The 13685-nt window shown below is 38.0% G+C and carries 14 protein-coding genes; 11 read left to right on the forward strand and 3 right to left on the reverse strand.

What is annotated here, in order from left to right:
• Positions 1 to 263: 263 nt before the first annotated feature.
• The 3 genes from zwf to IGI47_RS05160 all read right to left on the reverse strand — a co-directional run bounded on the left by zwf (position 264) and on the right by IGI47_RS05160 (position 2982).
• Positions 264 to 1784 carry a glucose-6-phosphate dehydrogenase gene (zwf, locus tag IGI47_RS05150; protein ID WP_438783544.1) on the reverse strand — a complete coding sequence of 507 codons (1521 nt, stop codon included), beginning with the start codon at positions 1782 to 1784 and terminating at the stop codon, positions 264 to 266.
• A gap of 14 nt (positions 1785 to 1798) precedes the next feature.
• Complete coding sequence (locus tag IGI47_RS05155) at positions 1799 to 2446, reverse strand: metal-dependent transcriptional regulator (RefSeq protein WP_438783545.1); 648 nt, start codon at positions 2444 to 2446, stop codon at positions 1799 to 1801.
• A 185-nt stretch (positions 2447 to 2631) separates the two neighbouring features.
• A complete protein-coding gene (locus tag IGI47_RS05160; protein ID WP_311930172.1) occupies positions 2632 to 2982 on the reverse strand; it encodes a DUF4828 domain-containing protein in 351 nt (116 codons plus the stop codon).
• A gap of 164 nt (positions 2983 to 3146) precedes the next feature.
• Here IGI47_RS05160 and sfsA point away from each other — a divergent pair, with 164 nt between their 5' ends.
• The 11 genes from sfsA (at position 3147) to IGI47_RS05215 (ending at position 13628) form a co-directional block, all read left to right on the forward strand.
• Positions 3147 to 3875, forward strand: a complete 729-nt coding sequence (gene sfsA, locus IGI47_RS05165) for a DNA/RNA nuclease SfsA (RefSeq protein WP_438783546.1) — start codon at positions 3147 to 3149, stop codon at positions 3873 to 3875.
• Between the two features lie 16 nt (positions 3876 to 3891).
• Complete coding sequence (locus tag IGI47_RS05170) at positions 3892 to 4905, forward strand: Gfo/Idh/MocA family protein (protein ID WP_438783547.1); 1014 nt, start codon at positions 3892 to 3894, stop codon at positions 4903 to 4905.
• Entirely contained in the window at positions 4905 to 6188 is a 1284-nt protein-coding gene (locus tag IGI47_RS05175) for a DEAD/DEAH box helicase (protein ID WP_438783548.1), read from the forward strand. The genes IGI47_RS05170 and IGI47_RS05175 overlap by 1 nt, the downstream gene beginning before the upstream one ends.
• Before the next feature lie 64 nt (positions 6189 to 6252).
• The gene (locus IGI47_RS05180; protein WP_311930176.1) at positions 6253 to 8955 is read left to right on the forward strand and encodes a sigma 54-interacting transcriptional regulator; all 2703 of its coding nucleotides are present in this window, start codon (positions 6253 to 6255) and stop codon (positions 8953 to 8955) included.
• A 154-nt stretch (positions 8956 to 9109) separates the two neighbouring features.
• Complete coding sequence (locus IGI47_RS05185) at positions 9110 to 9427, forward strand: PTS sugar transporter subunit IIB (RefSeq protein ID WP_005881015.1); 318 nt, start codon at positions 9110 to 9112, stop codon at positions 9425 to 9427.
• 25 nt (positions 9428 to 9452) lie between these two features.
• Complete coding sequence (locus IGI47_RS05190; RefSeq protein ID WP_115235364.1) at positions 9453 to 9773, forward strand: PTS lactose/cellobiose transporter subunit IIA; 321 nt, start codon at positions 9453 to 9455, stop codon at positions 9771 to 9773.
• A 126-nt stretch (positions 9774 to 9899) separates the two neighbouring features.
• Entirely contained in the window at positions 9900 to 11357 is a 1458-nt protein-coding gene (locus tag IGI47_RS05195; RefSeq protein WP_438783549.1) for a PTS sugar transporter subunit IIC, read from the forward strand.
• A 63-nt stretch (positions 11358 to 11420) separates the two neighbouring features.
• Positions 11421 to 11642: a hypothetical protein gene (locus IGI47_RS05200; RefSeq protein WP_438783550.1), complete on the forward strand. Its 222-nt coding sequence runs from the start codon at positions 11421 to 11423 to the stop codon at positions 11640 to 11642.
• Between the two features lie 32 nt (positions 11643 to 11674).
• Positions 11675 to 11857 carry a DUF3188 domain-containing protein gene (locus tag IGI47_RS05205; RefSeq protein WP_005881007.1) on the forward strand — a complete coding sequence of 61 codons (183 nt, stop codon included), beginning with the start codon at positions 11675 to 11677 and terminating at the stop codon, positions 11855 to 11857.
• Positions 11857 to 12270: a DUF3284 domain-containing protein gene (locus IGI47_RS05210; protein WP_438783551.1), complete on the forward strand. Its 414-nt coding sequence runs from the start codon at positions 11857 to 11859 to the stop codon at positions 12268 to 12270. Before IGI47_RS05205 ends, IGI47_RS05210 begins: the two co-directional genes overlap by 1 nt.
• Before the next feature lie 179 nt (positions 12271 to 12449).
• Complete coding sequence (locus IGI47_RS05215) at positions 12450 to 13628, forward strand: GNAT family N-acetyltransferase (protein ID WP_438783552.1); 1179 nt, start codon at positions 12450 to 12452, stop codon at positions 13626 to 13628.
• Positions 13629 to 13685: the final 57 nt, after the last annotated feature.

Here is a 13685-nt window from a genome sequence, read left to right on the forward strand (position 1 = left end):
TCGTTCGTTTATAGTGATATAGAGAGATCAAGACAAAAGTCGTTTAGGTTTGAGAAATTGGAAAAAAACGAACAATACATTTTTTGTATTGCTCGTTTTTTTTTTTTTTTTGAAATTTCCGAAAAACCTGACTTTTGGACGTCGTTTATTTGAGAGTCTGTAGCAAAACTGATTTTTTAGATTTGTCCCACACTCTCGGAACTATTCGAATATTTTTACTGTTTAGCACTTTTTGTACTACGGAATCTCCAGATTGCTTAGTCTTATAATTTACCACGTTCACGGTACCATCCATCTGGTTGCCAGATCCATTCAAAGCCATCTTTTTCAAGTAGTTTGAAGGCTGCTTCAGGACCCATCGTACCTGCTTTATAGTTAGGGAAATCAGGTTTGGTTTGATCCCACGCTTGACGGATGACATCGACGATATGCCAAGATTGTGCGACTTCTTCCCAATGGGAGAAGTTTGTTCCATCACCTTTTAAGGCATCTAATAGTAATTTTTCATAGGCTTCAGGACTGTTTTCGACCATTTCAGAACTATTACGATACTCTAATTTGATCGGTTCGGTATTGAACCCTTGACCGACTTCTTTTCCATTCAAGGATAAGGAGAATCCTTCTGTCGGTTGGATATAGATCGTCAATACATTTGGTGGAAGTGTCTTATCCTCACAAGGTTCATCAACAGATGTTTTGAAGACATTTACGGGCACTTGTTTGAAAACGATATTGATCCTTGTTCCTTTTTCTGTCAGACGTTTACCTGTACGAACATAGAAAGGTACACCTGACCAACGGAAATTATCGATCGTGAATTTTCCTGCGACAAAGGTTTCAGTTGTTGATGTAGGATCAACTTTGTCTTCTTCACGATAGCTTTTGAACATTTCACCATCAAGTTGTCCCTGATCATATTGGCCACGAACAAAGTTTTCTAGGACCTCTTGTTGATCGTAGATTCGAACAGCTTTCAGTGCTTTGATTTTTTCAGCGCGAATTTCCTTTTCAGAAAATGCGACAGGTGGTTCCATAGCTAATAAAGCAACGACTTGAAGAATATGGTTTTGGACCATATCTTTCAATGCACCACTGTGGTCATAATAGCCTCCGCGGTCCTCGACACCAAGAGCTTCACCAAAAGTGATCTGGATATTATCAATGTAGCGATTGTTCCATTGGGACTCAAAAATATTATTTGCAAAACGGATAGCAGAAATATTTTGGATCATTTCTTTTCCTAAGTAATGGTCGATCCTAAAGATATCTGGTTCTGGAAAGACCTGACGGATCTTTTCATTTAGATCGTAAGCCGATTGGTAATCTGATCCAAAAGGTTTTTCGATGATCAATCGGTTATAGCCATTTTCAGTGACGATTTTTTGAGATTTTAAATGGGCAACGATAGTACCAAAAAATTGTGGAGCCATAGCAAGATAATAGATACGATTGCCATCTAGTTGGTATCGCTCATCTAATTGATCAGCCAATTCTTTTAATGTTACATAATGAGTTGAATCATTGACATCATGAGATTGGTAGTAGAAATGACTCGCAAATTCCTTTGCTTCTTCGTCGGAAGGATTTAAGGATTGGATTGTCGAAATGACAACTTCGCGGTAATGTTCATCGCTCCAAGGTCTCCGAGCAGTACCGATGACAGCAAAATGTTTTCCTAGATTGCCTTTTTTGTAAAGACGAAACAAAGAGGGATACAATTTACGTTGAGCTAAATCACCTGTACCACCAAATATCGTAAATAAAACATTTTTTTCATTAGACATGTAGGTAAGCTCCTTTATAATTTATCGACAAAAATCGTGCTGGCAGCTTTAAAACTGACAGAAATTTTCTTTTGTGCATTTTGGATGGTGATTGGACCTTCATATGCGGCAATATCAATGATTTCATATTCCTCATCGATATTAAGGTCGATCGTTACAAGATAGTCCAATAATTCTTTTTCGTCAAGGACTCGTGCAATCCGAACGGTTGAACCTACTGGATAAGAATCTAGTGTTTGCCGGCGTTCTTCATGGACCACTTCATCTTTGTGAGGAATATTCCCACCATGTGGACAATGTTTAGGATGATTCAAATAGTCTTCTAAATGATCTGCAAGTTGTTCTGATGTTACATGCTCCAAAACCTCTGCATCATCATGTACTTCATTCCAACTGTATTCTAGATGTTCGACTAAAAAAACTTCCCATAAACGATGTTTGCGAATCAAACTGCTTGCTTTTTTCAAGCCACTCTCGGTTAATTGTACACCTTGATAAGGAGAGTGTTCCACAAGTTGTTCCTTCACAAGTTTTGAAATCATTTCACTGACTGAAGCTGGTGAGACAGCAAGACTAGAAACGATTTGCTTGTTATTTACTTTAGTTGTATCTCCGCCTAACTCCAAAATGATTTTCAAATAATCTTCTCGGTTTGGTGTCATATTCGATCATCCTTTCATGGTATGAAACCATCACTAGTAAGTGTATCAAAAAAAAAGTGAATTGACTATTTTTCTAGACAAAAAAACAGAAATAAACATCGATAAATGTTTATTTCGATAGGAAAAAAACGAAAGACAAGAAATACCTTCTTGTTCTTTCGTTTAGACTATACGGAAATCAATTTTTAACGCCCGATTTTCTTTATCTGATAAGTAGAATCTGTTGATTCATCGTAAAAAGTCATTTTTTCATAAGAAAGAGTCAAATAATAGCCATAGTGATCTCGAACAATCAGTTGTTGCTCATTCAATTCAATCAGTGTGGTTCCTAATGAGTGATCATTGATGGAGAAATCAAAAGTTGGAGAAACACGCAGTTGTTCGTTTTGTTGGTTATCATCTATGAATAACCAAACACCTTGATACTGTGAAGGATCAAAGCTCTTTTCTTGTTTTTTTTTCTTTTTAATCGCGATACTACCACCTACTAAAGTTGCTAAAAAAGCTGCTGCACCATAGATTATTTTTTTCCGCATCAGACCACCTCTTCTTTTAACGATTAATTAAAGACAACGAATGTCTTACTTTCTTCTATTGTACCGAATAATATCTAAAAATTCTCTAAGACTTTCGACTGGTTTTTCAAGAGTTTTTACTCAAATTATGATAGGATACATAGTAGGAAGAAAGGTGACGATTTTTGAAATACCCACAAGTTGAAACTGCATTTTTTATTGAGCGGCCAAATCGATTTATTGCCTATTGCTTGAATCAAAGAGATGAGGTCATTACCACCCATGTTAAAAATACAGGAAGAGGAAAAGAGGTTTTTGTTCCTGGCGCAAAAGTTGCAGTAAACTATGCCCCTAGCCCAAAACGTAAGACAGACTATGATCTGGTTGCGGTCCAAAAAAAAGATGAGTGGTTCAATATCGATAGCCAGCTTCCCAACAGATTAGCGATGGAGGGAATCCTTGATGGAACCATCCAATTACCAAACCTATCAGGAAAAATCATTAAATATAAGCGAGAAGTAAATTATCGACATTCAAAGTTTGATATTTATTTAGAAACATCAGCGAATCAGAGAGTATTCGTTGAGGTGAAAGGCATGACACTGGAGAACAAAAAAATTGGCGCATTTCCTGATGCACCAACTCTGCGAGGATTGAAACATGTCGAGGAATTAGTTGAAGCTCATTTAGAAGGCTATGAAACGTATGTGCTTTTCATTGCACAGTTTGAGCATCTTCAAGTAGCTACCATCCATGAAGAAATGCAACCAGAGTTAGCACAGAGGATTCGCTATGCGCAACTGAATGGCGTAACCGTTTTAGCGTATAATTGTCAGGTAACGGCTGATCAAGTCAAGATAAAACAGGAAATACTGTTTGATATCGATCAACCCTTTGAAGACCCTAATCTATAGAAAGAAGGTAACGAACATGATAAATTTAGGAATTATTGGAACCAATTGGATCACACATCAATTTGTTCAAGCTGCACTTGGTACTGGAGAATATGAATTGACAGCGGTCTACTCAAGACATCTAGAAAAAGCACAAGCATTTGGTTCGAAATATGAAGGTGATATTGAATATGCAACTGATTTGACGACATTCTTTCAATTGGATCATTTAGATACTGTTTACATCGCTTCACCAAATAGTTTACATTTTCAACAGGCGAAGCAAGGAATTCTAGCCGGTAAGAATGTGATCGTTGAAAAAACAGCATTCAGTACGCCAAAAGAAATGGATGAGATCATTCATTTGGCAAATGAAAAAAAAGTATTCTTCTTTGAAGCTGCACGTAATATCCATGAATCTGGCTTTAAAAAAATTACTGACTACTTACCTTTAAAAGATGAGATATTAGGGGCTAATTTTAGCTATATGAAGTATTCATCACGTTACGATCAAGTGCTTGATGGAGAAGTGCCAAATATTTTCTCTACTCGATTTTCAGGTGGAGCAATGATGGATCTAGGGGTATATCTCGTATATGCAGCAGTTGCTTGGTTCGGTATGCCCACAGAAGTTCATTATTTCCCAAGAAAGATTTCAACAGGTGTTGATGGACTTGGATGGGGAATGTTACGTTATGAATCGTTTGATGTATCCATCCAACCTGGCAAAATTGGCGACTCTTATCTACCTTCAGAAATCTATTTCGATTCTGGAACATTAGTGATGAATGGGGTCAATGTCATTGAAACAGCAGAATTCCATGATCGACAACATCAAGAAATCACTACTTTGGAAATCAAAACCGCAGAAAATCCTATGGCTGATGAAGCAAAAGATTTTGCGAATGTGATCAAGCATCCAACAGATCCAACTTGGGGATTGCTTTATGAAGAATGGATCGAGTTAGCACGCAGTGTCAATCAAGTAGTTTATGATCTAAGAAAAAATGGGGGCATCAAATTCGATGCCGATAATGAGGAAGATTTTTAATGAATGAATTTGTACAAACATTTCCACAAGCATGGCAAGAAAAATGGCAAGAAAAGGCGTTTTTAGAGGCCTCACTGATACAAAAAGCAGTCTTTCAACCACTAAAAGACCAACAAAACGTGATCGGTATTTCTCCCACTGGTTCAGGGAAGACTTTAGCTTATCTGTTTCCTTTACTATTGAATGTTGAAAAGGATCACGGAAGTTCCTTACTGGTCTTAGTTTCATCTCAAGAGTTAGCGATCCAAGTAGCAGAAGTCACACGAGAATGGGCTAAAGCATTAGACCTAAAAGTCCAATCTTTAGTAGGGGGCGCTAACGTTAAACGACAAGTGGAAGGTCTGAAGAAAAGACCTGAGATCCTAGTGGGCACCCCAGGGCGAGTCTTAGAACTGATGAAATCAAAAAAAGTCAAAGCACATCAATTGAAAACAATTGTCTTCGATGAAGCTGATCAATTGCTGGATAAAGGGAATAGTCCTTTAATCGATCAACTACTGCATCAAGCACCTGTTGAGTATCAATTAGCCTTTTTCTCAGCAACAGCCGATCGTTCGTTGAAACAAATCGAAGAATTGACAAAAAAACAAATCGAAGTAATCGATGTTACCAAAGAAGATGATTCAAGAAAAGGGCAAAAACATTACTTTTTGCAAGTACCAGCGCGTAAGAAAGATGAATATCTTAGAAGACTAGCGTATGTTGATGGCTTTCAAGGTTTAGTCTTCTTCAATCAGCTAAGTGAGTTAGGTGCTATGGAAGAAAAATTGCTTTTTAGAGGAGTTGCTGTTGGAAGTTTAGCTTCTGACCAAAACAAATTAGTACGAAAAGCAGCACTTGAACAATTCAAAAATAATAAGATCACAGCTTTATTTACAACTGATGTCGCAGCTAGAGGTTTAGACATCAAGGGTCTACCTTATGTTGTGAATGCGGAAGTTCCGCTTACAGAAGAAGCTTATCTGCATCGATCTGGCCGAACAGGACGAATGGGAAGTGAAGGAATAGTCATCACATTTGTTCAAGATCACACTTTGAGAGATTTGAAGAAAATCGCGCGAAAAGCAGATCTACCAATTAGAGAGATTTTTCTTCATGGCGGTCAATTATTAGAGGAATCACCTGAAAAAGAAGAAATGAATCGCGAAAATGAACCACACAAAAAAGTTTCCAACTATCCTTTGAAAAAAGAAACAGCAAAAAAAGAGCCTGTGGATGTTGTACGTAAAAAACGTAAAAATAAACAAAAAAAGGATAAAAATAAAGGAGCAAGGCGCAAATAAGCGCCTTTTTGTGTTATGATAAGTGAAAACGGAATCACTGTTATTTAACTAAAGGTGGGATTGCATGAACGAAAGACAAGAAGAAATATTGGACTTATTGCATGAAAATCAGCATGGATTGACAGCTAGCGATGTAGCAGAAAAGCTTTCAATCGATCGAAGCAATGCAAGTCGCTATTTAAGTGATTTATATAAGGATCATTATATTATCAAAAGTCCGGGTCGTCCGGTCGTTTACTCAATGCCTCCTAAAAAGACTGCATCAGACAAAGTTCATGTTGACTACTCTACACAAGTGACTTTTGAAACATTAGTTGGAGAGAACGATTCGTTAAAAGTCAGTATCCAACAAGCGAAAGCGGCAATTTTGTATCCGCCTCGCGGGTTACACACCATCATATTTGGAGAAACTGGTACTGGTAAATCCATGTTTGCCGAGTGTATGTATCATTTTGCGATCGACTCAGAAATGCTTTCAGAAGACGCACCATTTGTCTCTTTTAACTGTGCCGATTATGCACAAAATCCTCAGTTGCTATTTGGCCATATTTTTGGGATCAAAAAAGGTGCTTATACGGGAGCCTCACAGGATAGCCAAGGATTGATCGCAAAAGCAGATGGCGGAATCTTATTTCTAGATGAAATTCATCGTTTGCCGCCAGAAGGACAAGAAATGCTGTTCACTTTTATTGATAAAGGCGTTTATCGGCCACTAGGTGAAAGTGCCCATACACATGAAGCCTCCGTCCAGATCATCGGCGCTACTACGGAATCCTCAGAAAGTTTTCTTACCACGTTCAACCGCAGGATCCCAATGGCTATTACTTTACCTAACCTTGCTTCTCGGTCATTAGATGAACGCTATGAAATCATCTCACTGTTCATCAAACAAGAAGCGAATCGGTTAAATCAGCGGATAGATATTGAAAAAGAGGCTATTTTAGCATTTATGCTATATGATGCAGAAGGGAATATCGGTCAAGTCAAACGTGATTTGAAGTTGGTATGTGCAAAATCATTCCTCCATTACCGCACGCATAATGAAGAGAAACTGATCATTCGTAAAGAAGAGCTTTCACTTCAAGTCCAAAAGGGGTTATTGAAGATCAAAGAAGTTCCAGAACGTCTTGATCGTTTCATGGATAGCAAAAGTCAATATCTCACTTTTGAGCCAGGTTTTGCAGATGTAGTCTGGTCACAAGATCCTGAAAGAAATATGCAGGTATATAACGATATTGAAGAAAAAATGCTTTCCTTATCTGAAACTGGCGTAGAGAACATTGATTTGGAAACCCTGATTTCAAAAGATGTCGATGCGTATTTTCAAACATATGTCAAAGAGTTGACGAAAAGTACGATTCCGAAAGACTTATTACCAGATGACATTTGGCGTTTGACAAATGAGTTATACGATGTGGCGGAAAAGAGGCTCGATCGTATCTATAATGAAAAAGCTCGGTTCGCCTTTGCCCTTCATTTACAAAGTACCTTGGACCGTGTGAGGGACGGACATATGATCGTCCATCCTGATTTGAATAATGTACGTAAAAACTTCAAGAAGGAATTTCAAGTAGCCATCGATCTATCAACGATCATTGAAGAGGAACAGCAAGTGGAGATTCCTTTTGATGAAATCGGCTTTATCAGTATGTTCCTATCGATCAGTCTAGGGGAAAGCGAACCGGTCAAAGAAAACAAAGTAGATGTTTTAGTTTTGATGCATGGCAGACAAACTGCCTCAAGTATGTTGGAAATGGCTCAGGAACTATTGGGAACGAAAATCGGTAAAGCTTTCAATATGCCTCTTTCGATGGAAGTCCAAGCGATGTATGAAGAAGTATTGCATTACGTCCAAAGCCGCCAAGAATACCTGACGAATGGGTTGATTTTACTGACCGATATGGGGTCGTTGAATACCTTTAGCGATTTGATTTTTGAGGAAACGGGTATCCGAACAAAGGCAATCACTATGAGCAGTACGATGGTGGTCATCGAAGCAGTCCGGATGGCAAATGTAGGCAGAAGCTTGGAGGATATTTATCAAAGTATCCAAATTTCTTTTGAAACGATCGTTAGAGATCAGTTTAAAGTCGAGCAACAAGAAATCATCGAACGCAAAAAAGCTGTCATCGTCACTTGCTTTACTGGTGAGGGAGTAGCAGCAAAACTATATCAACGGATCGTTCCAGTGATCGATCAGAAAAAGGTCGAAGTGATCCAGATGCAGTTTTTGGAGCGTGAATCATTCAAAAGACATATCGATGCTCTACTAGAAGAATATGAGATCAAAGCAATTGCTGGAACAGTGGATGTAGACTACCAAAATATTCCCTTCTTTTCTGCGTATGATATATTCAATGACGAAAAATTGAATATATTGAAACGGATTGCAGACGATGAAGTACCAACAGCTAAAATTGTTGATTCATTAAAAGATTCACTCAATTCGATCTCTTCGGTCGACGTATTGATCCACTCATTGCAAAAGACGATCCAACAAATCCAAACGGATCTCTCAATCATCGTAGAACCAGGCGTAGATATCGGGATCGTGATTCATTTAGCGTTCCTATTAGATAGTTTAATGAAGCATGAAAAATCACGAGTGTTTGAAAATCTGGAAACTTTTTCTAAAATCTACCGCTTGGAAATGGATATCATTCGTACAAACTTAATTAGCTTAGAGCGAAAGTATCGAGTAAATATCCCTGAAAATGAAGTAGCATTTTTGACCCAAATGTTTATTGAAAATAAAATAAAGAAATAATGCACACTGATCATAGTTATTACACACTATTCATCTGTGTGCGCACTATGTAAAAGAGTTAAAAGGCGTGAAAACGCTATTTTAACTCTTTTTTCATTTGGCATGCTTCTTGCGTTATATTTATGTGTAAAACAAAATAAAGGGAGTGGAACAAATGGCGAAAAAAACGATTATGTTAGTATGCTCTGCAGGAATGAGTACCAGTTTATTAGTAACAAAAATGCAAAAAGCAGCAGAAGAAAAAGGAATGGAAGCAGATATTTTTGCTGTTTCGGCTTCAGATGCGGATAACAATCTTGAATCTAAAAACGTAGATGTCATGTTATTAGGACCGCAAGTTCGTTTTATGAAAGCTCAGTTTGAGCAAAAACTTGCACCAAAAGGGATTCCTTTAGATGTGATCAATATGCAAGATTATGGAATGATGAATGGTGCAAAAGTATTAGAACAAGCAGAAAAATTGATGAAGTAATTACAATTCAATTGGAGGTAGCGAAGTGGAAGATCAACAAAACCTTGAAGCCATCATGGGTTTGATCATGTTTGGCGGCAATGCCAAAAGCGACGCAATAGAAGCGATTACGGCAGCTAAAAAAGGTAATTTTGAATTAGCTGAACAGAAACTCACAGATGCAAAAGAATCACTTGTACAAGCACATCATTCGCAAACGCAAATGTTGACACAAGAAGCACAAGGAAACCATATGCAAGTGACATTATTGACCGTACACAGTCAAGACCATTTAATGACATCGATTGCTTTTACAGATCTAGCCGAGGAAATCGTTGATCTGTATCGCCGACTCGAAGTAGAATAAGCACTATCTCTTAGAACAAGAACTTCTTTTTTGAACGGAAGAAGAAAAAAATTTTTGAACGGATTTTTTTAATTTGGTATAAGGAGACTATTCTTTATATAACTAACTTATAGGAGGAAATAAAAAATGAACGGATTAACAAGTTGGATGGAGAAATACATCCTTCCGGTTGCCGCAAAAATCGGTGCGCAGAAACACCTAGTTGCTTTGCGTGACGCATTTATCGGTACGTTACCGGCAACGATGGCTGGATCAGTCGCTGTAATGATCAACGCAATTATTCGAGATTTACCACAGCAATTTGTCAGCACTTATGCGGATAGCTTAGCAGCTGATAAAGGAATTTTCGCAGTATTGAATGTTATTATTGGTATCAATGGTTTTGTTTGGAATGGTACATTAGCCATTGCAGGTCTGATCTTCGCTTTCTCATGGGGCTATAATTTAGCAAGAGCCTATGGGGTGAATGATCTAGCAGGTGGTATCGTTGGTTTAGCTACGCTTATTCAAGGAATTTCTTTTGGACCAGCTTTATCAGCTGCGTTGAATGTCGATGTTCCAAAAAATGTAGCAGATGCGATCAATGGAACAGAATTAGGTGCTACGATCGCAGATGGTACGTTATCTGTCGGTCTTTGGGGGTGGTTGAAACTTGATCATTTGAATGGTAATGCTTATTTTACAGTCATGATCATGGGTGCTATCTCAGTAATTATTTTTTGTAAATTAATGTTGGCAGATATCACGATCAAAATGCCGGATTCAGTTCCGCCAGCAGTATCAAAAGCTTTTGCAGCAATTTTACCAGCAACGATTGCTTTGTATGTCATTGCAATTATTAACTATATCGTTGGTCGCTTGGCAGATGGCCAATTGATTATTGATTTGGTCCAAAAATATATTGCTGAACCGTTCTTGGGTCTATCACAAGGGATCGGCGCAGTATTGATCGTCACAGTTTTCGTGCAGATTTTCTGGTTCTTCGGTATCCATGGACCAAACGTTTTGGCACCAGTCCTAGAAGGGATTTGGGGACAAGCACAACTAATCAATATCGATATTTTCCAAAAAGGGTACAATGGAAAAACAGGTACGCCAGCAGTGTTGGATGCAATTGAAGATGGAAAAGCGTATATGTGGGTTCGTGGATCATTTGATGCCTTTGCTTGGTTCGGTGGATCAGGTGGTACAATCGTTCTCTTGATCGCCATTTTATTATTCTCAAAACGTGCAGACTACTTAACAGTAGCGAAACTATCCATTGGACCCGGTATCTTCAATATCAATGAACCAGTGATGTTTGGGTTACCAATCGTCTTGAATGCGATCATGTTCATCCCATTCTTAGTTGCCCCTGTTGTCGCAACTGCAATTGGTTGGGTGGCAACTTATCTGGGATTAGTCGCACCTGTTTCTCAACAAGTCACGTGGGTTGTTCCGCCATTCCTGCTATCATTCCTAGCAACCGGGGCAGACTGGCGTGCGCTAATCGTTACACTCGTATGTATGGTCGTCACCTTCCTGATCTGGGCTCCATTCGTTATCTCTGCAAATAAAATGGACCCTGCAGCAGGCGAAAATTAAAAAATTAGTGAAGCAGAAGCATTTCCTGCTTCTGCTCACTTATCAATGTAGGAGGAAAAAAGTATGATCTCAATTGCAAGTGCAATGCAACAAGACGCTATAAAAGAGTTATTAGAAGGATACAACGAAGAGGGGATCTCTTTTACATTTAAAGAAAAACAAGGAATCAAATTATTATTCGAAACAATAGCTGAAGATACAGAAGCAGCTGCTAAAAAGGCGAAAGAATTGATTAAAGCCCAACCATGGGGCACTGTTTTATATTTTCAAGCAACAGCAGTTTAGTCTTCGTGGCTGAAAGATAGGATGGGTTCAAAATGATAAAAAACGGTTTATTCTTATGTAGTGTTGGTTCACTGATCGTATTATATAGTTTAAATCCTGGTTCACAAAAATATGATCTATACAGTATGGTCACTGGACTTTTTCTGGCAGGTTTAGGTATATATTTCTTTTTGAAAGGGAAAAAAAGAGAAGAAGCAAAGGGGAAAAATAACTAATGGAAATTGTAAAAAAATTAAATATTCCGGCATCGTTTTTCTACGATAAAGTTATGGACTCTGTCCTTTTTGATGTACGTAAAGCGACTGGAAAATCAGTGACTCGTAAACAGTTAAAAAATTTGGAATACGTGAAGCAATTTTCGCAAAATAACCGTGCTCGTATCAAAATCGAAGAGCTCATTGAAAACCAGTCCTATAAATTTCGTACGTCAACAACAAAAAATGATTTTGTTGTCCATTACCAAATCAAGCCTATAGATGTTTCTTCCTGTGAAGTGCATTACACAGAACAGATGGAATCTCATGGAATGCTACAAAAATTGAATGATATGATTTTAGGAACATTATTGATGTATTTCAAAAAACGTCGTTTCAAAAAAATGTTAGTGATGATTGAAGAAACTTACTAAGCTTTTGCTCAAGAGTAACAGAGCAAAAAAATATAAAATAATTTGAAGAGTCAAAGGTTGTGGCAAAGACGATGGGGAAATAATAAAAAAGTTTATTTAAATGATATTGTTTACTAAACTGATTATTATTGAACGAGTCTTGTCACAATTTTGTTGTGTTGATGGAAGGAGCAATAATGATGGCAAATGATGTGAAAGAAGTAGGACTTGATTATGTCGATGAAATGTGTGATCTAGCGATTTATGCATTCAATGCAAAGGATACGGTAGAAAGAAGAGAAAAATTCCGAATGCTTGCTGAACATTCATGGAATTATGGCTTTTTTGATCAGGACGATCAATTAACCAGTCAAGTAATGGCTACCCCTTTTCCTGTTGAATTTCATGGGAAAGAATATTTGATGGCAGGAATCGGTTACGTTGCTTCTTATCCCGAAGCAAGAGGACAAGGCGGGATCAATCAAATCATGGAAAAAATCCTCAAAGACTGTCGTGAAAGAAGGGTCAGCCTGTCCTATCTAGCGCCATTCTCATATCCATTTTATCGTCGTTATGGTTATGAGCAGGTATTTGATCAAGCAAACTACCAACTCGATAGCAGAGACATACCAAATGTGAAAAAGACTTCAGGAAAAATGAAACGTCTGTCATTCGATCAAGCGAAAGAAGCAATGGATAACATCTATTCACAAATGCCTGAGAATAGTCGGGGCGGGTTGAAAAGAGAAGCATGGTGGTACAACTATAAGTTTAAAATCAGAAAAGAAAATCATTACGCCTTGTATTATGATGAAACGAGTCAAGCAAAAGGGTATGTTGTTTATCAATTAACAGCACCAACGTTCAAGATAGTAGAATGGGGCTACTTGACACATGAGGCTTTTAAGGCACTGGTACGCTTTGTCGGTTCACATAGTGGGGCGTTTGAATCATTTGAGTATGCTTGCGGATATTCAGGCAATAGCCAAAATTATTTATTGCAAAATCCATTTGCTAAAATGACCGTGGTACCATACATGATGGGACGGATCGTTGACATAGAACGTTTCTTAGAGTCGTACCCCTTCAATGGAAAAAATACGGCATTTGCTGTGAAGATCGTCGAAGATGAGTATGCAAAATGGAATGAAGGAATATTTGAGATCCATATCGTTGATGGGAAAAATCAGCTAAAAAAAGTCGAGCAAGCTGATTTGCCCACCATCAGTGGAAACATCCAGCATATGACTCAGCTATTGATGGCTTATCGTAAGTTAGATGAATTGGTTTTTTATGATAAAATCAAGGTTAGTGAATCGATCGCTGCATTGAACTTGCTTTTTCCTCAGCAACAGCCGATTTTAAATGATTATTTTTAAGTAAAGAGGATATGTTGGAATAAAAAAGAACGGACAGAATAGCTCCTGTTCGTTCTT

It is taken from the genome of Enterococcus sp. AZ191 (genome assembly GCF_051713845.1).
GTDB lineage: Bacteria > Bacillota > Bacilli > Lactobacillales > Enterococcaceae > Enterococcus_B > Enterococcus_B durans.

What these genes read in the sequence shown, in the direction of transcription:
- IGI47_RS05175 (WP_438783548.1), top strand. Translation starts at nt 4,905, where the DNA reads ATGAATGAATTTGTACAAACATTTCCACAAGCATGGCAAGAAAAATGG.
- IGI47_RS05155 (WP_438783545.1), bottom strand. Translation starts at nt 2,446, where the DNA reads ATGACACCAAACCGAGAAGATTATTTGAAAATCATTTTGGAGTTAGGC.
- IGI47_RS05160 (WP_311930172.1), bottom strand. Translation starts at nt 2,982, where the DNA reads ATGCGGAAAAAAATAATCTATGGTGCAGCAGCTTTTTTAGCAACTTTA.
- IGI47_RS05215 (WP_438783552.1), top strand. Translation starts at nt 12,450, where the DNA reads ATGGCAAATGATGTGAAAGAAGTAGGACTTGATTATGTCGATGAAATG.
- IGI47_RS05170 (WP_438783547.1), top strand. Translation starts at nt 3,892, where the DNA reads ATGATAAATTTAGGAATTATTGGAACCAATTGGATCACACATCAATTT.
- IGI47_RS05210 (WP_438783551.1), top strand. Translation starts at nt 11,857, where the DNA reads ATGGAAATTGTAAAAAAATTAAATATTCCGGCATCGTTTTTCTACGAT.
- IGI47_RS05185 (WP_005881015.1), top strand. Translation starts at nt 9,110, where the DNA reads ATGGCGAAAAAAACGATTATGTTAGTATGCTCTGCAGGAATGAGTACC.
- IGI47_RS05205 (WP_005881007.1), top strand. Translation starts at nt 11,675, where the DNA reads ATGATAAAAAACGGTTTATTCTTATGTAGTGTTGGTTCACTGATCGTA.
- IGI47_RS05180 (WP_311930176.1), top strand. Translation starts at nt 6,253, where the DNA reads ATGAACGAAAGACAAGAAGAAATATTGGACTTATTGCATGAAAATCAG.
- zwf (WP_438783544.1), bottom strand. Translation starts at nt 1,784, where the DNA reads ATGTCTAATGAAAAAAATGTTTTATTTACGATATTTGGTGGTACAGGT.
- IGI47_RS05195 (WP_438783549.1), top strand. Translation starts at nt 9,900, where the DNA reads ATGAACGGATTAACAAGTTGGATGGAGAAATACATCCTTCCGGTTGCC.
- IGI47_RS05200 (WP_438783550.1), top strand. Translation starts at nt 11,421, where the DNA reads ATGATCTCAATTGCAAGTGCAATGCAACAAGACGCTATAAAAGAGTTA.